The sequence below is a fragment of the Blastococcus sp. SYSU DS0541 genome, assembly GCF_054050875.1.
This window is the reverse complement of record NZ_JBJHAD010000006.1, coordinates 128,346-147,007: the sequence shown is the minus strand read 5'-3', so window position 1 is coordinate 147,007 and position 18,662 is coordinate 128,346. Positions and strand designations below refer to the sequence as shown.

Sequence of the window (18,662 nt, the reverse complement as noted above, 5' to 3'; positions counted from 1 at the left end):
CGCCTGGGACAGGTGTGACGCTAGTGGTCCGGGTGACCTCACCGTTCGACGCTCGCCGGTGTTCCGCGCCGCCCGATCAGGTGCGACGCGCCGACCACCGAGCGCCCGCCACGATGCGTGCCCGGTCGTGCGCGCAGCGCCATCGGCACCGGGCCCGATCGGGTCAACCGACGACGACGGAGCGTCGCTCCCTCTGCGCGAACTGGGTGCGGTGCAGATCGGCGTAGCGGCCCTCGCGCGCCAGCAGCTCCTCGTGCGTGCCCGCCTCGACGATGCGGCCGTCGTCGATGACCAGGATCTGGTCGGCGCTGCGGATGGTCGAGAGGCGGTGCGCGATGACCAGCGACGTCCGGCCGGCCAGCGCGGTGTCCAGCGCGCGCTGCACCGCGGCCTCGGACTCGCTGTCCAGGTGGGCGGTCGCCTCGTCGAGGATCACGATGCCAGGGGCCTTCAGCAGCACCCGGGCGATCGCCAGCCGCTGCTTCTCGCCGCCCGAGAGCCGGTAGCCGCGGTCGCCGACCACCGTCTCCAGCCCCTCGGGCAGCGAGCGCACGAGGTCGGCGATGCGGGCGCCGGTGAGCGCGTCCCACAGCTGCTCCTCGGTCGCCTCCGGCCGCGCGTAGCGCAGGTTGGCGCCGATGGTGTCGTGGAACAGGTGGGCGTCCTGGCTGACCACCCCGACCGCGTCGCGCAGCGAGGCCAGCGTCGCCCGCCGCACGTCCACGCCGCCCACCCGCACGGTCCCGCCGGTCGCGTCGTACAGCCGCGGCACCAGGTTGGCGATCGTCGACTTGCCCGCACCCGAGTGCCCGACCAGGGCGACGAGCTGCCCGGGGGCGACGCGGAAGGAGATGTCGTGGAGGACGTCGACCGGGCCGCCGTGCTCGGGCAGCGACACCTCCTCCAGCGACGGCAGCGAGACGTCCGCGCCGGCCGGGTAGCTGAAGGAGACCGACTCGAACTCGATGGACCGGTCGTCGGCCGGCACCGGCACGGCGTCGGGTGCCTCGCGGATCATCGGCGGCAGGTCGAGCACCTCGAAGACGCGGTCGAAGCTGACCATCGCGCTCATGACGTCCACGCGGATGTTCGACAGGGCGGTCAGCGGCCCGTAGAGCCGCGACAGCAGCAGCGCGAGCGCCACGACGTCGCCGGCGCTCAGCTGCCCGGTGAACGCCAGCCAGCCACCGAGGCCGTAGACCAGCGCGGTCGCCAGCGCCGCCACCAGTGTCAGCGCGGTGAAGAAGGTGCGCCCGTACATGGCCGACAGGACGCCGATGTCGCGCACCCGCGCGGCCCGGCCGCGGAAGGACTCCGCCTCGGCGGTCGGCCGGCCGAAGAGCTTGACCAGCAGCGCGCCGGCGACGTTGAACCGCTCGGTCATCGTCGCGTTCATCGATGCGTTCAGGGAGTAGGACTCCCGGGTGATCTCCTGCAGCCGGCGGCCGATGCGGCGGGCGGGCAGGACGAACAGCGGCACGAGCACCAGCGACAGCAGCGTGATCTGCCACGAGAGCGTCAGCATGACGCCGGCGGTGAGCACCAGCCCGATGACGTTGCTGACGACGCCCGACAGCGTCGAGGTGAACGCCTGCTGCGCGCCGACGACGTCGTTGTTGAGCCGGCTGACCAGCGCGCCGGTCTGCGTGCGCGTGAAGAAGGCCACCGGCATGCGCTGGACGTGCTCGAAGACCTGGCTGCGCAGGTCGTAGATGACGCCCTCGCCGATGCGCGCGGAGTACCACCGGGTGCCCAGCGAGATCCCGGCGTCGACCACGGCCAGGCCCGCGATGACCAGCGCGATCTGGACGATGTCGCCGGCGGTGCCCTCCAGCCCGGCGATCCGGTTGACGATGTTGCCGGCGAGCAGCGGGGTGATCACGCCGATGACCGAGGAGCCGACGACGAGCAGCAGGAAGAGGGTCAGCTCGCGCCGGTAGGGCCGGGCGATGCCGATGATCCGGCGGACGGTCCCCTTGGGCAGCTGCCGGGCGGTCACCGACGGGTCCCGCCTGAACGACCGCATCGCCGCCATGGAGGTCATGGACTGGCTCACGTCCATGCCACCTCCCTCGTCCCCGGGGCCACGCCCCGGCGGCAACTGCAACCGGGGCGCGACCGCGCTTGTTCCTGGGAGTGTCTCAGCGGCCGCTGACGAGATCGTGCAGCCGCTGCACCTGGGCAGCCCGCTCGGCGGCGTCCTGGCTCTCCGGGTCGTTGCGGACGGCGGAGCGGACCAGCGCGGCGGTGGCCCGGCTGGCGCCCACCGGCGGCGCCACCAGCGCCGCGGCGAGGTCGGCGACGGCGTCGTCCAGCTCCCCCCGCGGCACGATGACCGTGGCCAGGCCGATCGCCTGGGCCTCCGTGGCGCCGACCGCGCGACCGGTCATGCACAGCTCCAGCGCCCGCGAGTAGCCGACGAGCTCGACCAGGGTGCTGGTGCCGGTCAGGTCGGGCACCAGGCCGAGCGTCACCTCGGGCAGCCGGAGCTGGGCGTCGTCGGTGAACACCCGCAGGTCGCAGGCCAGGGCCAGCTGCGCGCCGGCGCCGATGGCGTGGCCCTGCACCGCGGCGATCGAGACGACGCCCGGTGAGCGGAGCCAGCGGAAGCCGGCCTGGTAGCCGCGGATCCGCTCCTGGGCCTCGTCGACCGGCAGCCGGGCGAGCTCGCCGAGCCCCCCGCCGCTGCCGTTGCCGGTCTCGAACATGCTGCGGTCCAGCCCGGCCGAGAAGGACCGGCCCGAGCCGCGCAGGACCACGACGCGGACGTCCTCGTCCAGCGCCGCGCCGACATCGGCCAGCGCCTGCCAGGTGGCCGGCGTCTGGGCGTTGAGCTGCTCCGGGCGGTCGAGGGTGACGGTGAGGACGGCGCCGTCGCGACTGCTCCGCACCCAGCCGGGCGCGGGGGGATCGGTGGGGTCGGGGGTCACGCCTTCTTGCTGTTCCGGTTGGCCCCGCCGCGGCTGCGCAGCGAGGCCCCGGACTCCGAGAGCAGCCGGTGCACGAAGCCGTAGGACCGGTTCGTCGAGGTGGCCAGGGAGCGGATGCTCTCCCCCTCGTCGTACCGCTTGCGCAGCTCGTCGGCGAGCGTCGACCGGTCACCGCCGGTGATCCGCTTGCCCTTGCCGAGGTCCGCAGTGCTCGTGTCGGCCATGGCTCCCCTCCGTGTCGGCCACCGACCGGCCCACCGGCGTGCCGATGGGGGGTGGCGGCCCGTAGTTGGCTGTCACCGTCGTCCCGTCGACCACGGCGCCCGCCTCCCCATGATCACCCAGACGCGTGACGTCGGCCATGTGAAGCGGCCTTCCGAGCGGGGCCCGAGGAGCCCCGACGAGCGCCAGGGACGCGCTCCGCGCAGCACGGGGACGGCACCTGGCCGCGGTGTCGGCCGGAGGCCGACGGAGCGTCAGGCGAGCTCGACCAGGTCCGCGAGGTCCTCGCTCCAGGCGTCCTCGGTGCCGTCGGGCAGCAGGATCACCTTGTCCGGGTCCAGCGCCCGCACGGCGCCCTCGTCGTGGGTGACCAGCACGATCGCGCCGGCGTAGGTGCGCAGCGCCTCGAGCACCTGCTCGCGGCTGGCCGGGTCCAGGTTGTTGGTCGGCTCGTCGAGGAGCAGCACGTTGGCCCCCGAGACGACCAGCGTCGCCATCGCCAGCCGGGTGCGCTCGCCGCCGGAGAGGGTGCCGGTGCGCTGGTCGACCGTCTCGCCGGAGAAGAGGAAGGCGCCGAGGATGCGCCGCAGCTCGGTGTCGGTGCTGTCGGGCGCCGACGAGCGCATGTTCTCCAGCAGCGTCCGGTCCATGTCCAGGGTCTCGTGCTCCTGGGCGTAGTAGCCCACCCGCAGCCCGTGCCCGGCCTTGACCTCGCCGGTGTCGGGGCTCTCGGTGCCGGCGAGCATCCGCAGCAGCGTGGTCTTGCCCGCCCCGTTGAGCCCGAGGACGACGACGCGCGCGCCCCGGTCCACCGCGAGGTCGACGTCGGTGAAGATCTCCAGGGAGCCGTAGCTCTTGGAGAGCCCCTCCGCGGTGAGGGGCGTCTTGCCGCACGGGGCTGGCGTCGGGAAGCGCAGCTTGGCGACCTTGTCCTGCACCCGCACGTCGGCCAGGCCGGCGGCCAGGCGCTCGGCCCGCTTGTCCATGCTCTTGGCGGCCTTGGCCTTGGTGGCCTTGGCGCGCATCTTGTCGGCCTGGGCGTTCAACGTGTCGATCTTGCGCTCGGTGTTGGCCCGCTCCTGCTTGCGGCGCCGCTCGTCGGTCTCCCGCTGCGCCAGGTAGGGCTTCCAGCCGAGGTTGTAGACGTCGACGGTGGCCCGGTTGGCGTCCAGGTGCCACACCTTGTTGACGACGGCGTCGAGCAGCTCGACGTCGTGGCTGATGACGATGAGCCCGCTCTTGTGGCCGCCCAGGAAGCCCTTGAGCCAGGTGATCGAGTCGCCGTCGAGGTGGTTGGTCGGCTCGTCGAGCAGCAGGGTCTCGGCGTCGGAGAAGAGGATGCGGGCCAACTCCACCCGGCGGCGCTGACCGCCGGAGAGGGTGCGCAGCGGCTGGGCCAGCACGCGGTCGGGCAGGCCCAGGTTGGTGCAGATGCGCGCCGCGTCGCTCTCGGCGGCGTACCCGCCCAGGGCGGCGAACTGGTCCTCGAGCCGGCCGTAGCGGCGGACGGCGCGGTCGCGCTCGTCGTCGTCCGCGGGCTCGGCCATGGCGATCTGGGCCTTGACCAGCTGCGCCTTCAGGACGTCCAGGCCCCGGCCGGAGAGCACCCGGTCGCTCGCGGTGATGTCGAGGTCGCCGCTGCGCGGGTCCTGCGGCAGGTAACCGATCTCGCCGCTGACCTCCACCTTCCCGGCGTGCGGCAGGCGCTCGCCGGCCAGGGTGGTGAGCGTCGTGGTCTTGCCGGCGCCGTTGCGCCCGACGAGCCCGATGCGGTCGCCGGGCTGCACCCGCAGGGAGGCCTCGCTGATGAGGATGCGGGCGCCGGCACGCAGCTCGAGGCCGGTCGTCGTGATCACTGCACCCAGGGTAGGCGCTCGACCGCCGGGTTCCGAACGGATCGGCCGTGATTCGGGCGGCACCCCCGCGGGCAGGGTGCTCCGGTGACCCCGGAGGCGCGGACGACCCGCCCGGTATCGCCGCCGTTCCCGTACGCGGCCCGCCCGCCGCAGGTGCTCCTGGCCGTGGGGGCCGTGCTGCTGGTGAGCGGCGCCGCGGCGCTCGCCTCCGCCCACGGCGGCCCGCTGCTGCAGGGGGCGCTCGTGGTCCTCGCCGCGGTCGCTGCCGCGGTCTCCGTCCGGGCCGACCGCGTGCGGCTGCGCAGCTCGGCCGAGACCTTCGCGGCCAGCGCCGCGGGCCTCGCCCTGGCGGCCGGTGACGTCGCCGCACTGGGCACCGGGGACGCGCTGCTGCCGCTCGCCCTCGCCGGCGCCTTCGTCGGGCTGCAGTGCGTCTCCCCCGCCACCGCCGCCTGGCCGCTCGCCGCCTGGGCCGGCCTGCAGCTCGCCGTCCTGCGGCTGCTGGACGGGGTCGCGGCCGCCGTGCGCACCGAGTTCCTGCTCGCGGTCGCGCTGGCGGGGCTCGCGGTCGCGCTCTGCGCCCGGCCGCTGGTGGCCCGGCTGGTCCTGGCGACGACGGCTCCCTGGTTCGCGGCCGGGGTGCTGGCCGGCCTGCGCGAGGCGTGGACGGCCACGGCCGGAGAACGCTGGATCGCCGCGGCCCTGGTGGCGGGCGCCGCGGCCGGTCTGCTGCTCGCCCGGCTGCGCGAACCGCTGGACGTGCTGCTCGGGCCCCCACGCCTGGTCCCCGTCGCCTCCGGGGCGGTGACCGGCGCCGCCGTCGCGGGGGCGTCCGCCGCCGGTGGGCCGGTCGCCGTCGCCGTGGCCGGGTTCGCCGGCGTGCTGGCCGCCGCCGTGCCGGCCGGCTCCCTGAGCGGGTGGCGGCGCGGCCTGCTGCTGCCGTCGGCGCTGAGCGGGGGCGTGCTGCTGGCCGTGCTGTCGGTGCTCCGCCTGGTGGCGGGCGCCCACTGGTCGGCGCTGGCGCTCCTGCTGCTCCTCACGGCGGCCCCGACGGTGTGGGTGGCGGCGCTGCGGCCCGACGACCGGGAAGTGGCGGCGCCGACGGCGGTCGGCTGCCTGGCGGGGGCCGCCGTCCTGGGCATGCCCGACGGCTGGGCGTCCCCCGCGGGGGCCGCCGTCCTGCTGACCGCGCTGTACGTGGCCTCGCTGGGCACGGCCGCGGTGCTGGACCGCGGCTCCCGGCGGGCCACGGTCACCGCCGCCGGGCTCGTCGCCGCCCTGGCCGTGCTGCTCCTCGTGGTGCAGGGTGACCGGGCCCAGGTGCTGGTGCACCTCGCGGTCCAGGGCGCGGCCACGCTCGCCTGGGCGTGGTGGACCAGCCGGTCGGCCGCCCGCGACACCGGCATGGGGACCGACGCCACGACCGCCTGGCGGGTGGGCGCGGCGCAGCTGGTCCTGGCCTGCTGGATCGCCGCGGCCCTCGCCGGGACCGGCACCGTGGAGGCCTACACGCTACCGGCCGCCGGAGGTCTGCTGCTGGCGGCGGGGCGGGCCCTCGGGCGGGAGGCGTCGTGGCCGTCGTGGGGCCCGGGCCTGCTGGCGGCGGCGGTCCCGTCGACCGCGCTCGCCGTCCTCTCCCCCGACGACCCGCGAGCCGTGCTGGTGCTGGCCGCTGCCGCGGTGGCGATGGTGGCGGGGAGCCGAGCCGGCATCCGCGCCCCGATCCTGGTCGGGGCCGGGTCGGCGCTGGTGCTGGCGCTGGGCCTCGCGGTGCGGGCGCTGCCCTGGCCGCTGGCCGCCGCGCTGGCGGTCGGGACCGTGCTGCTGTTCGTGGGGGTGGTGCGCGAACGCGCGCCGGTCGCGGGCTTCGCCGCCCGCCTCGCCGACCTCCGGTGACCCGCGTCGGCCGCAGCAACACGAGCGGGCAAAGAAGCTGCGGCTGCAGGGGCTCATCGCCCGCATCGACACGGAGGTCTGGGCCGGCGCCGCCGTCGACTGGCTCGAGGCCCGGAGCGACGTCGACGCGGCAGGGATCGGCATCGTCGGCTGGTCGCTCGGCGGCTACTACGCCCCGCGCGCAGCGGCCTTCGAGAAGCGGTTCGCCCTGTGCGTGGCCTGGGCCGCCAACCACGACTGGGGCGCGGTGCAGCGCCGCCGCAAGGAGCGCGAGGGCGAGCGGCCGGTCCCGCACTACTGGGAGCACTCGACTTCGCCGACGCCGTGGTGCTGGAGGGCGTGGTCGAGCACATCGGCCTGGACCACCTGCCGTACGTGAGCACGTCCTCGCCGACCGGGACGCCGACACCTTCGCCGAGCTGGCGGGCCGGCAGGGCTGACGCACACGGCCGCGCGCACGGACCACACCGGACGGCGGCAGGAGAGGATGGCGACATGAGCTCGCCCGACCCGATGCCCCCCGTCCGAGTCGGCCTCGTCGGCTACGGCTTCGGTGGCCGCTGGTTCCACGCCCCGTTGCTGCGGTCGGCTCCCGAGATCGAACTCCTCGGGGTGGTGACCTCGTCCCCCGCACGGAAGGCGCTGGTGGCGCAGGACGGGCACGCCCGGCGCACCTTCGACTCGATGGAGGAGCTCGCCGCCGCCGGCGCGGAGGCGGTGGCGATCTCCACCCCCGCGAGCACGCACAGCGAGCTCACCGACCAGGCCTTGGAACTGGGCCTGGCGGTGGTGTGCGACAAACCGTTCGCGCTCGACGCCGCGGCGGCCACCCGGTCGGTGGAGCTCGCCGACCGGCTGGGGCTGCGGCTCGCGCCGTACCAGAACCGCCGCTGGGACTCGGACTTCCTCACCGTGCGGCGGCTCGCCGGCGACGGCACGCTGGGCGAGCTCCTCCGCTTCGAGTCGCGGTTCGAGCGACTGGCTCCCGGTGACGGGCCGGGCGCCTCGGGCGGGGGCACGCTCCTCGACTTCGGCAGTCACCTGGTCGACCAGGCCCTGGTCCTCATGGGCCCGGTCGCGTCCGTCTACGCCGAGTGGCGGCTGCGCGACGACGGGCTCGACGACGACGTCTTCGTCGCCCTCACCCACGTCGCGGGCGGGCGGTCGCACCTGTGGGGCAGCTGGATCCAGGGGGCGCCCGGCCCGCGCTTCCGGGTGACCGGGACGGCAGCCAGCTACGTCAGCGGCAGCCCCATGGACGTGCAGGAGGAGCTGCTGCTCGCCGGCCACACGCCTGCGTCCCTCGGTCCGGCCTGGGGTGCCGAGCCCGCCCTGCACTGGGGCAGGCTGCGCCGGGGGGACGCCGGTGAGCACGTCCCGAGCGAGCGCGGCAGCTGGGACGGCTTCTACCCGGCGTTCGCGCGCGCGGTCCGGGGTCTGGGGCTCGCTCCGGTGGACCCGCGTGACGCCATCGCGTCGGCGACGGTGCTCGACGCCGCCCGTCTCAGTGCGACCGACGGCGGCACCGTGCGGTTCCGCGGCTGAACCCGGCCCCGTGGTGCGCGAAACGGGGCCATGGCAGCTGCCATGACCCCGTTCAGCGCACGGTTGCGGGTCGCTACACCCGGAAGCCGAGGGCGCGCAGCTGCTCGCGGCCGTCGTCGGTGATCTTGTCCGGGCCCCACGGCGGCATCCAGACCCAGTTGATCCGGATGTCGTCGACGAGGCCGGGGCCGGGGCCACCGGTCAGCGCCTGGCGAGCCTGGTCCTCGATGACGTCGGTCAGCGGGCAGGCCGCGCTGGTGAGCGTCATGTCGATGATCGCGACGTTGCTCTCGTCGACGTCCAGGCCGTACACCAGGCCCAGGTCGACGACGTTCACGCCGAGCTCGGGGTCGACGACGTCACGCATCGCCTCCTCGAGGTCCTCGATCAGCGCCGACTTGTAGGCCGGCAGGTCGCCGGGCGCACCGTCGGTGGCGGGCGTCGCGTTCTGCGTCGTGGCGTTCTCGGTGGTCTCGCTCATCACTGGCCTCCGGCCGGGGTGGTGGGGTGGGTGGCCGACACGGTGGTGGACAGGGCTCGGGCGGACGCGTCCTTGAGGGCCATCCAGCTCATCAGCGCGCACTTGATGCGAGCCGGGTACTTGGAGACGCCGGCGAACGCGACGGCGTCCTCCAGCTCGTCCTCGAGCTTCTCGGCGACCGCCGGGTCACCCTTGGCCTGCATGAGGGTCATGAAGTGCTCGCCGGTCTCCAGCGCCTCGGCCACCGGCTTGCCGACCACGAGGTCGTACATCGCCGACACCGACGCCTGGCTGATCGAGCACCCCATGCCCTCGTAGGACACATCGGCGACGGTGTCGCCGTCGAGCTTGACCCGCAGGGTCACCTCGTCACCGCACGTCGGGTTGACGTGGTGGACCTCGGCGTCGAACGGGTCGCGCAGACCGCGCCCGTGCGGGTTCTTGTAGTGGTCCAGGATGATCTCCTGGTACATCGACTCGAGTTGCATCAGATGGCCATCTTCGTGTGCACGGACCTCACACCGTTCCGAAGAACTTCTGGGCCGCGCGAATTCCGTCGGCCAGCGCGTCGACGTCGTCGTACCCGGTGTGCACGTAGAACGTCGCGCGGGTGGTGGCCGGGACGCCGTAGCGCCGCACCACCGGCCACGCGCAGTGGTGCCCCACGCGGACGGCGATGCCGAGGTCGTCGAGCACCTGGCCGACGTCGTGCGGGTGGATGCCCTCGACGGTGAAGGAGATCGCGCCGCCGCGGGCGACGGTGTCGGGCGGGCCGATCACCGTGACGCCGGGGATCGCGGCCAGCTGCTCCAGCGCGTACCCGGTGAGCACCCGCTCGTGCTCCTCGACCTTGTCCATGCCGAGGGCGGTCAGGTACTCGACCGCGGCACCGAGCCCGATCACCTGCGCGGTCATCGGGACGCCGGCCTCGAAGCGCTGCGGCGGCGGCATGAAGGTGGAGCCCTCCATGCGCACGACCTCGATCATCGAGCCGCCGGTCAGGAACGGGGGCAGCTTGTCGAGCACCTCGTAACGGCCCCAGAGCACGCCGACGCCGGTGGGCCCGAGCATCTTGTGCCCGGAGAACACCAGGAAGTCCGCGCCCAGCGCCGCCACGTCGATCGGCTGGTGCGGCACCGACTGTGCGCCGTCGACGAGCACCAGCGCGCCCACCTCGCGGGCCCGCGCCACGATCGGCTCGATCGGGTTGATGGTGCCCAGGATGTTCGACTGCTGGGTGACGGCGACGAGCTTCGTGCGCTCGTTGACCACCGTGGCGAGGTCCGACAGGTCCAGCCGGCCGTCGTCGGTGAGCCCCAGCCAGCGCAGGGTCGCCCCGGTGCGCTCGCAGAGCTGCTGCCACGGGATCAGGTTGGCGTGGTGCTCCATCTCGGTCACCACGATCTCGTCCCCCTGGCCGACGGCGTAGGTCCGGAACTCCGGCTCCTTCGCCGTGGCGGCGTTGGACAGCGCGTAGGCGACCAGGTTGATCGCCTCGGTCGTGTTCCGGGTGAAGACCACCTCGTTCTCGGGGGCCCCGATGAACGCGCCGATCGTCGTCCGCGCCTGCTCGTAGGCGCCGGTCGCCTCCTCGGCGAGCTGGTGGGCCCCCCGGTGGGGCGCGGCGTTGACGTTCTCGTAGAACCAGCGCTCGGCGTCGAGCACCTGGCGCGGCTTCTGCGAGGTGGCCCCGGAGTCGAGGTAGACCAGCCGCTTCCCGTCACGGACGGTGCGGGTCAGGATCGGGAAGTCCGCCCGGATCGCCTCGACGTCCAGAGGCAGGGGCGCTCGCTGCGCCCCGGCTCCGGGACGCGAGACGGTCGTGGTCATGCGGACGCGACCTCCGTGATGCCCTTGCCGTAGGCGGCGTAGCCCTCGTTCTCCAGCTTCTCCGCCAGCTCCGGGCCGCCCTCCTCGACGACCTTGCCGTTGACGAAGACGTGCACGAAGTCGGGCTTGATGTAGCGCAGGATCCGCGTGTAGTGGGTGATCAGCAGGACGCCGACGTCACCCTCCTCGCGGGTGCGGTTGACCCCCTCGGAGACGATCCGCAGCGCGTCGACGTCGAGGCCGGAGTCGGTCTCGTCGAGGATCGCGATGCCGGGCTTGAGCAGCCGCATCTGCAGGACCTCGTGGCGCTTCTTCTCACCGCCGGAGAAGCCCTCGTTGACGTTGCGCTCGGCGAAGGCCGGGTCCATCTCGAGCGCTTCCATCTCGCTCTTGACGTCCTTGACCCACGTCCGCAGCTTCGGGGCCTCGCCCTTGATGGCGGTGGCAGCGGTGCGCAGGAAGTTCGACACCGAGACGCCGGGCACCTCGACCGGGTACTGCATGGCCAGGAACAGGCCGGCGCGGGCGCGCTCGTCGACGCTCATCGCGAGGACGTCCTCGCCGTCGAGCGTGACGGTGCCACCGGTGATCGTGTACTTCGAGTGGCCGGCGATCGAGTAGGCCAGGGTGGACTTCCCCGAGCCGTTGGGGCCCATGATCGCGTGGGTCTCGCCGGAGCGGACGGTCAGGTCGACGCCGCGGAGGATCTCCTTGGCGTCGTCACCCTCGCCCACGCTGACGTGCAGGTCGCGGATCTCCAGAACGGACACTTCTTCTCGCTCCTCAGTTGGCGGCCGCGGCGGGGAGGGCGCCGTCGGCCTCTGTGTCGACGTACACGTCCTCCCCCTCCACGCGGACCGGGTAGACGGGGACCGGCTCGGTGGCCGGCAGGTTGGTGGGCGCGCCCGTGCGCAGGTCGAAGCACGACCCGTGCAGGAAGCACTCGATCGTGGGTGCGCCGTCGAAGGTCTCGACGTCACCGTCGGTGAGCGGGACGTCGGCGTGCGAGCAGCGGTCCTCGAGCGCGTAGACCGCGCCCTCGTACCGGACCACCGCGATGTCGATGTCCGCGAGCTCCACCCGCAGCGACCCCGGCTCCTTGATGTCGGACAGGGCGCAGACGCGCTCGAAGGCCATGGCTCAGGACACCTCGACCGGCTGCTCGTGCAGGGCGGGCAGGGCGCCGAGGCGCTCGTCGATCGCGGCCATCAGCCGGTCCTGCAGCCCGTCGACGCCGATCCGCTGGACGACGTCGGCGAAGAAGCCGCGGACCACCAGCCGGCGGGCGGTCTCGGCGTCGATCCCGCGCGAGCAGAGGTAGAACAGCTGCTCGTCGTCGAACCGACCGGTGGCGCTCGCGTGACCGGCGCCGACGATCTCGCCGGTCTCGATCTCGAGGTTGGGCACCGAGTCGGCGCGGGCGCCGTCGGTGAGCACCAGGTTCCGGTTGAGCTCGTAGGTCTCGGTGCCGGTGGCCGCGGGCCGGATGCGGACGTCGCCGATCCAGACCGTGCGGGCGCCCTCGCCCTGCAGCGCGCCCTTGTAGAGCACGTTGCTCGTGCAGTTGGGCACCGCGTGGTCGACCCAGAGGCGGTGCTCCTGGTGCTGCGTCTCGTCGGAGAAGTAGACGCCGAACAGCTCGGCGCTCCCGCCGGGGCCGGCGTACTGCACGTTGCTGACCAGGCGCACGAGGTCGCCGCCGAGGGTCACCACGACCTGGGTGAAGGTGGCGTCCCGGCCGACGACGGCGTCGTACTGACCGCCGTGCACCGCACCCGGGGCCCAGTCCTGCACCGAGACGAGCCGCACCTGCGCGCTGTCGCCGACGAGGACGGAGACGCCCCCCGCGTACTTCGCGAGACCGCTGTGGTCGAGCACGATCGTCGCCTGGGCGAAGGCGCCGACCTCGATGACCAGGTGGCCCCAGACGACCTCGTCGGAGCCGGAGCCGGCCAGGCCGAGCGTGACCGGCCGGTCGAGCTGGGCCTCGGCGGGCACCCGGACGACGGCGGCGCCGCCGCTGCGCTGGCGGGCCAGCGCGGCGAGCCGGTCCACCGGCTCGGGCAGCTCCTTCAGCAGCGGGTCACCGGCCTCGGCGCTGGTGAGCTCGACGCCCTCGGGGAGGTCGGTCGTCCAGGTCAGGTGGGCGTCGGACGGGGCGCCGTCGAGCAGCGCCCGGACCCGCTTCATCGGGGTGAAGCGCCAGGTCTCCTCGCGCCCGGTGGGCACGCCGAAGGCGTCCGGGTCGGTCGAGGTGAACCGCTCGGCCGGCGAACCGGTCGGCGCGGGACCGCCGTGCGAGTGCGCACCAGGCTGCACGTCACCGGCGGTGCCGGTCTCAGAAGCCGGGGTGGTCGGCGGACCGGCCTGTGCGCCTACGCCCGGAGCGAAGAGCTCCGAGGCGAGGGTGCTCGGCTGGCTGGTGAGGTCGGTCGTACCGGTGTTCTGGTCGGTCATCAGCCGACGGCACCTTCCATCTGCAGTTCGATGAGCCGGTTCAGCTCGAGGGCGTACTCCATGGGCAGCTCGCGGGCGATCGGCTCGACGAACCCGCGCACCACCATCGCCATGGCCTCGTCCTCGGAGAGGCCGCGGCTCATCAGGTAGAAGAGCTGGTCGTCGCTGACCCGCGAGACCGTCGCCTCGTGGCCCATGGCCACGTCGTCCTCGCGGACGTCGACGTAGGGGTAGGTGTCCGACCGGCTGATCGTGTCGACCAGCAGGGCGTCGCACTTCACCGTGGACTTGGAGCCGTAGGCGCCCTCGTCGATCTGGACCAGGCCGCGGTAGGAGGTGCGGCCACCGCCACGCGCCACCGACTTCGACACGATGGTCGAGGAGGTGTGCGGCGCCGCGTGCACCATCTTGGCGCCGGCGTCCTGGTGCTGGCCCTCGCCCGCGAACGCGATGGAGAGGACCTCGCCCTTGGCGTGCTCGCCGGTCATCCAGACGGCCGGGTACTTCATCGTCACCTTGGAGCCGAGGTTGCCGTCGACCCACTCCATGGTCGCGCCCTCGTGGGCCACGGCCCGCTTGGTGACCAGGTTGTAGACGTTGTTCGACCAGTTCTGGATGGTCGTGTACCGGCAGCGCGCGTTCTTCTTGACGATGATCTCCACGACCGCGGAGTGCAGCGAGTCCGACTTGTAGATCGGCGCGGTGCAGCCCTCGACGTAGTGCACGTAGGCGCCCTCGTCGACGATGATCAGCGTCCGCTCGAACTGGCCCATGTTCTCGGTGTTGATCCGGAAGTAGGCCTGCAGCGGGATCTCGACGTGCACGCCCGGCGGCACGTAGATGAAGGAGCCACCCGACCAGACTGCGGTGTTCAGCGCGGCGAACTTGTTGTCACCGGACGGGATCACCGAGCCGAAGTACTCGCGGAACAGGTCCGGGTGCTCCTTGAGGGCCGAGTCGGTGTCCAGGAACAGCACGCCCTGGTCCTCCAGCTCCTTCTGGATCTGGTGGTAGACGACCTCGGACTCGTACTGGGCCGCGACACCGGAGACCAGGCGCTGCTTCTCCGCCTCGGGGATGCCGAGCCGGTCGTAGGTGTTCTTGATGTCGTCGGGCAGGTCCTCCCACGAGGCCGCCTGGGCCTCGGTGGAGCGCACGAAGTACTTGATGTTCTGGAAGTCGATGCCGGAGAGGTCCGAGCCCCAGTCCGGCATGGGCTTGCGGCCGAAGAGCTTGAGGGCCTTGAGGCGGCGCTCGAGCATCCACTCGGGCTCGCTCTTGCGCGCGGAGATGTCGCGGACGACGTCCTCGTCGACCCCACGTCGGGCGGAGGCGCCGGCGACGTCGGTGTCGGCCCAGCCGTACTCGTACCGGCCGAGCTGGTCGATCTGCTCGTCCTGGGTCAGCGGCGTGGTCACCGGCTGCTGCGTGCTGGTCATGCGGGCGTCCTCTCCCGGTCGTTCGTGGGGGCGGTGCTGGTGGACTCGGTCGTGCGGGTGCGCGCGCGGTCGGGCGCTGCTCGCTCACCTGGTACAGGGCGTTCAGGGGTCGATCTGTTCCCCTCGCGCATGTGGCCCCGGCCGCTGCCGCGGAGCACCGGCCCGGGGATGTGGGTGGTGCAGACCCCGTCGCCGTGGGCGATCGTGGCCAGCCGCTGGACGTGCGTGCCGACCAGCCGGCCGATCACCGCTGTCTCGGCCTCGCAGAGCTGCGGGAACTCCGCCGCGACGTGCGCCACCGGGCAGTGGTGCTGGCAGAGCTGCCCACCGCCGGAGAGCGCCGAAGCGGTGGCAGCGTAGCCCTCGGCCGTGAGGGCGGCGGCGAGCGCCTGGGCGCGGTCCGCCGGGGCACCGGAGCTGCCGGTCGTGGCCGCCTCCACCGCGCTGGAGGCGCGCGCCTCCAACCCGGCGAGCTGCTGCTCGGCGACGGCGCGGACGGCGTCGGGGCCACCGGCCGCCGCGACGTAGCGCAGCGCCGTGAGCGCGAGGTCGTCGTAGGCGTGCGGGAACGCCGAGCGGCCGGCATCGGTGAGGTGGAAGCGCCGGGCGGGGCGCCCTCGGCCGCGGTGGGCGTCCCGTACCTGCCGCTCCTCGACGCGACCGGTGGCGACCAGGGCGTCGAGGTGGCGGCGCACCGCCGCCGGGGAGACGCCGAGCCGGTCGGCGAGCTCGGTCGCGGTCTGCGGCCCGTGCTCGAGCAGCAGCCCGCTCACGCGGTCGCGGGTGCGCCCGTCGTCGGCGGTCGCCGACGGCCGGGGGTGCGCCGCGAGAATTTCCACAACACGAGTGTGTCCTATTTCGGGGACCTCGCAAGCAAGGCCGACCTAAGAAGGACGCCGACCGGACGCCTTCGTGATCAGCCTCACGCGGCCCGGGCTGCAGGGCCCCGCGGCGTGCTCGCGGGCCGCGGGGCAGCGGCGTCCGTCAACTAGCATCGGAGCGTGCCGGTCCTGCCCGCCTCCTTCTCCACCACGACCATCTCCCGGGTCGCCCTCGCCAACGTGGTGGCCAACGGGGCGATCGTGCTGACCGGGGGTGTCGTCCGCCTCACCGGCTCCGGCCTCGGGTGCCCCACCTGGCCCCGGTGCACCGACGAGAGCTTCGTGACGACGCCGGAGATGGGCATCCACGGTGTGGTGGAGTTCGGCAACCGGCTGCTGACGTTCGTCCTCGCCGTCCTCGCCGTGGCGCTCGTCGTCGTGGTCGTCCGGTCGCCGCGCCGTGATCTCCGCCCCCTGGCCACGGCCGCGTTCCTCGGCATCCCCGCGCAGGGGGTCATCGGGGGCATCACCGTCCTCACCGGCCTCAACCCGTGGACCGTCGCCGCGCACTTCCTCGTCTCCATGGGCCTGGTGGCGCTCACCACCGTGCTCTGGCTGCGCTCACGGGAGCCGGGGGTCGGGCAGCCGCTGCTGAAGCCGCCGTTCCGCCTCCTCGTCGGCGCCATCGCCGTCGTCACCGCGCTCGTGCTGGTCATGGGGACGGTCGTGACGGGCAGCGGCCCGCACAGCGGCGACCCCGACGCCGGGCGCACCGGGCTGGACCCCGAGCTGGTCAGCCACCTGCACGCCGACGCCGTCTTCCTGCTGCTGGGCCTCACCGTCGCCCTGCTCGTCGCCCTCTACGCGACCGACTCCCCCGGCCGGGTCCGCCGGGCCGCCCGCGACCTGCTCGTCGTCCAGCTGGCCCAGGGCGTCGTGGGCTACGCCCAGTACTTCACCGGCCTGCCGATCCTGCTCGTGCTGCTGCACATGCTGGGCGCCGTGCTCATCACCGCGTACACCGCACGGCTCGTCTGGTCGGTCCGCGGGCCGGCGTCCGAGCTGCCGGTGACCGCCCCCGCCGAGCCGGCGGTCGCCGCCCGCTGACCGGCGCGGATCGCTGAGCGTGTACGCCGACGCCCGGTTCGGGCCGGTGCAACCGGGCGTCAGCGCACGCCCTCGCGCAGAAGGCGTCGCCTCGCGGCGTGCACCGGCCGGATCTGACGGCGGCACTCCTCGGGCTCAGCGGTCAGCCGGCGGTAGCTGGAGCGGAGCGTCCGCCGGCCGGCGGTCGCGAGCAGCGCGTCCCGGCGGATGTCCCGCTCGCGCTGCTCCCGCGAACCGTGCCGTGCCGCGCCGTCCATCTCCACGGCGAGCAGGACGTCGTCGTACGCGGCGTCCAGGTGGTGGGTCCGGCCGCCGACGGTGACCTGCCGCTGCTGGGTGGAGCGGGGCATCCCCGGCGCGCGGAGCATTTCGACGCACCCCCAGATCCCCGGTTCGCTCTGGCACCCCTCCGCGAAGAGCTCGATCAGCTCGACCAGCGCCGCGCGCCCCGGCAGGCACGGTCGCCGCCGATCTCGCCGAACAGCTGCCCGGGGAGGCACAGCCGTCGGCGGACGGCGGTGATCGCGGCAGCCCGGAGATCCGCCCGGCACGTTCCGTGCGGCCGGCCCCAGGTGTCCACGACCGCGCGTTCCGCGCAGGTGACCGGGAGCCCGTCCACCCGGCGGAGGAGCCCCCAGAGCACGAGAGCGGCGTGTGGTGGCTGAGCGCCCCGTCGCGCGCCTGCACCGCGGCACGGGCCCGGAGGCGCCAGTCGTCGGCCAGGGCGGGGAGCGCGTAGACGCCCGACTGGATGCGGCGGAGCCGGCCGGTCGACACCCAGGCGGCCAGGGCCTTCCGGTCGATCCGGGCAGTCGCGTGTGCGCTGGGGCCGGGTTCCGAGCGCTGGAACCGGGCGCCGGCGCGCACGCTCGGCGGGGCCGGGGCTCAGACGATGGCGTCGACGATGATCGCGACCGACAGCAGCGACAGGTACGAGATCGAGACGTGGAACAGCTGCATCGGCTTCATGTCGCCGCCGCGCTTGATGCGGCCCAGCAGCCGGTGGGACTCCACGACGAACCAGGCACCGAGCAGCGCCGCCGGGATCGCGTATCCCAGCCCGATGCCGTAGTCGGCGGCCACCGGCCAGAGCAGCAGCGAGACCACCGCGGTCGCCCAGGCCCAGGCCACCGACTGCCGGCCGACCGAGAGCGCGGTGGTCACAACCGGCAGCATCGGGACGTCGGCCCGGGCGTAGTCGTCCTTGAACCGGAGGGCCAGCGCCCAGAAGTGCGGCATCTGCCAGCAGAAGACGACGCCGAAGACCACGACCGCCGGCCAGTCCAGCGACCCGGTCACGGCCGCCCAGCCGATCAGCACCGGTGCCGCGCCGGGGACGCCGCCCCACTCGGTGCTGCGGCGGGTGTGCCGCTTGAACACCATCGTGTACAGGACGGCGTAGTAGAAGATCGCCGCCGCCGCGAGCACCGCGGCCAGCGGCGTCGTCGTCACGAGCAGCAGCACGATGGAGCTGACCGTCAGGACGGAACCGAAGACGAGGGCGGCCCGCGGCGTGACCTCACCGGTCACCAGCGGCCGCTTGCTGGTCCGCTGCATCAACCGGTCGATGTCCCGGTCGAAGTAGCAGTTGAAGACGTTGGCCGCGCCGGCGGCGAAGGTGCCGCCCAGCAGGGTCCAGAAGAGCAGCGACAGCGACGGCCAGCCCCGGTCGGCCAGCATCATCGCCGGCACCGTCGTGATCAGCAGCAGCTCGATGATGCGCGGCTTGGTGAGGCCGACGTAGGCGCCGACGCGGGCACGCAGCCGGCTGGTGAGGCGGGGAGCAGGGGCGACGCGCTCGGAGAGCGCCGTCACCGGGTGCCCTCGTGCGCGGTCGCGCGCGGGCAGCAGGGCACCACGGGATCCCTTCGAGCCTGGAGGCGGAACTCCCCCACTGTAGCCCCGGCCGGTCCCGACGCAGGCGCGCGGCATGACCTCGGATGACTAGGGTTGATCACGTTGCTGCCGCCGGTGCAGCGGGTAGGGGCGACGACGACGCCGTCACGCCCCCCGGTTCCGCACCGGTCCACCGCCGGCCGGCCGCGCGCCCGGGCACGACGTCAGGCCAACCTCGAGGG

The 18,662-nt window shown here is 73.5% G+C and carries 18 protein-coding genes; 4 read left to right on the top strand and 14 right to left on the bottom strand.

Annotation, left to right across the window (positions count from 1 at the left end):
- Positions 1-163: 163 nt before the first annotated feature.
- From ACI794_RS09110 to ACI794_RS09095, 4 genes are all read right to left on the bottom strand, one after another.
- Positions 164-2,062, bottom strand: a complete 1,899-nt coding sequence (locus ACI794_RS09110; protein WP_456602483.1) for an ABC transporter ATP-binding protein — start codon at positions 2,060-2,062, stop codon at positions 164-166.
- A 79-nt stretch (positions 2,063-2,141) separates the two neighbouring features.
- The gene (locus tag ACI794_RS09105; protein ID WP_456616201.1) at positions 2,142-2,930 is read right to left on the bottom strand and encodes an enoyl-CoA hydratase/isomerase family protein; all 789 of its coding nucleotides are present in this window, start codon (positions 2,928-2,930) and stop codon (positions 2,142-2,144) included.
- Positions 2,927-3,154, bottom strand: a complete 228-nt coding sequence (locus tag ACI794_RS09100) for a helix-turn-helix domain-containing protein (RefSeq protein WP_347057180.1) — start codon at positions 3,152-3,154, stop codon at positions 2,927-2,929. Before ACI794_RS09100 ends, ACI794_RS09105 begins: the two co-directional genes overlap by 4 nt.
- A gap of 252 nt (positions 3,155-3,406) precedes the next feature.
- Complete coding sequence (locus ACI794_RS09095; protein ID WP_456602485.1) at positions 3,407-5,008, bottom strand: ABC-F family ATP-binding cassette domain-containing protein; 1,602 nt, start codon at positions 5,006-5,008, stop codon at positions 3,407-3,409.
- A gap of 84 nt (positions 5,009-5,092) precedes the next feature.
- On the opposite strand from ACI794_RS09095, the gene ACI794_RS09090 reads away from it, so the two are divergent.
- The 3 genes from ACI794_RS09090 (at position 5,093) to ACI794_RS09080 (ending at position 8,449) form a co-directional block, all read left to right on the top strand.
- Positions 5,093-6,904, top strand: a complete 1,812-nt coding sequence (locus ACI794_RS09090; protein WP_456616200.1) for an SCO7613 C-terminal domain-containing membrane protein — start codon at positions 5,093-5,095, stop codon at positions 6,902-6,904.
- A gap of 37 nt (positions 6,905-6,941) precedes the next feature.
- On the top strand, positions 6,942-7,283 hold the full coding sequence (locus ACI794_RS09085) for an alpha/beta hydrolase family protein (protein WP_456616248.1): 342 nt from the start codon (positions 6,942-6,944) through the stop codon (positions 7,281-7,283).
- A 116-nt stretch (positions 7,284-7,399) separates the two neighbouring features.
- Positions 7,400-8,449, top strand: a complete 1,050-nt coding sequence (locus ACI794_RS09080) for a Gfo/Idh/MocA family oxidoreductase (RefSeq protein ID WP_456616199.1) — start codon at positions 7,400-7,402, stop codon at positions 8,447-8,449.
- A gap of 73 nt (positions 8,450-8,522) precedes the next feature.
- On the opposite strand, the gene ACI794_RS09075 is transcribed toward ACI794_RS09080, so the two are convergent.
- From ACI794_RS09075 to ACI794_RS09040, 8 genes are read right to left on the bottom strand one after another with little or no spacing between them, the layout of a single operon-like run.
- Positions 8,523-8,930, bottom strand: coding sequence for a metal-sulfur cluster assembly factor (locus ACI794_RS09075; protein ID WP_456616198.1), 408 nt, complete (start codon positions 8,928-8,930; stop codon positions 8,523-8,525).
- The gene (gene sufU / locus ACI794_RS09070; RefSeq protein ID WP_236830023.1) at positions 8,930-9,418 is read right to left on the bottom strand and encodes a Fe-S cluster assembly sulfur transfer protein SufU; all 489 of its coding nucleotides are present in this window, start codon (positions 9,416-9,418) and stop codon (positions 8,930-8,932) included. The genes ACI794_RS09075 and sufU overlap by 1 nt, the downstream gene beginning before the upstream one ends.
- A 28-nt stretch (positions 9,419-9,446) precedes the next feature.
- A complete protein-coding gene (locus tag ACI794_RS09065; protein WP_456602488.1) occupies positions 9,447-10,760 on the bottom strand; it encodes a cysteine desulfurase in 1,314 nt (437 codons plus the stop codon).
- Complete coding sequence (sufC, locus tag ACI794_RS09060; protein WP_456616197.1) at positions 10,757-11,530, bottom strand: Fe-S cluster assembly ATPase SufC; 774 nt, start codon at positions 11,528-11,530, stop codon at positions 10,757-10,759. Before sufC ends, ACI794_RS09065 begins: the two co-directional genes overlap by 4 nt.
- Before the next feature lie 13 nt (positions 11,531-11,543).
- Positions 11,544-11,897, bottom strand: coding sequence for a Rieske (2Fe-2S) protein (locus ACI794_RS09055; RefSeq protein ID WP_456602490.1), 354 nt, complete (start codon positions 11,895-11,897; stop codon positions 11,544-11,546).
- A 3-nt stretch (positions 11,898-11,900) separates the two neighbouring features.
- On the bottom strand, positions 11,901-13,217 hold the full coding sequence (sufD, locus tag ACI794_RS09050) for a Fe-S cluster assembly protein SufD (protein ID WP_456616196.1): 1,317 nt from the start codon (positions 13,215-13,217) through the stop codon (positions 11,901-11,903).
- A complete protein-coding gene (sufB, locus tag ACI794_RS09045; RefSeq protein WP_456580501.1) occupies positions 13,217-14,656 on the bottom strand; it encodes a Fe-S cluster assembly protein SufB in 1,440 nt (479 codons plus the stop codon). The genes sufD and sufB overlap by 1 nt, the downstream gene beginning before the upstream one ends.
- A complete protein-coding gene (locus ACI794_RS09040; RefSeq protein ID WP_456602492.1) occupies positions 14,653-15,495 on the bottom strand; it encodes a helix-turn-helix transcriptional regulator in 843 nt (280 codons plus the stop codon). The genes sufB and ACI794_RS09040 overlap by 4 nt, the downstream gene beginning before the upstream one ends.
- Before the next feature lie 162 nt (positions 15,496-15,657).
- On the opposite strand from ACI794_RS09040, the gene ACI794_RS09035 reads away from it, so the two are divergent.
- Entirely contained in the window at positions 15,658-16,584 is a 927-nt protein-coding gene (locus ACI794_RS09035; protein ID WP_456616195.1) for a COX15/CtaA family protein, read from the top strand.
- Between the two features lie 59 nt (positions 16,585-16,643).
- Here the strand turns inward: ACI794_RS09035 and ACI794_RS09030 are convergent, their stop codons facing one another.
- Both ACI794_RS09030 and ACI794_RS09025 read right to left on the bottom strand, forming a co-directional pair.
- Positions 16,644-16,952 (bottom strand): DUF559 domain-containing protein, encoded by a 309-nt coding sequence (locus ACI794_RS09030; protein ID WP_456616194.1) that lies wholly within the window; start codon positions 16,950-16,952, stop codon positions 16,644-16,646.
- Positions 16,953-17,469: 517 nt separating this feature from the next.
- A complete protein-coding gene (locus ACI794_RS09025) occupies positions 17,470-18,399 on the bottom strand; it encodes a heme o synthase (RefSeq protein WP_456602495.1) in 930 nt (309 codons plus the stop codon).
- Positions 18,400-18,662 lie beyond the last annotated feature (263 nt).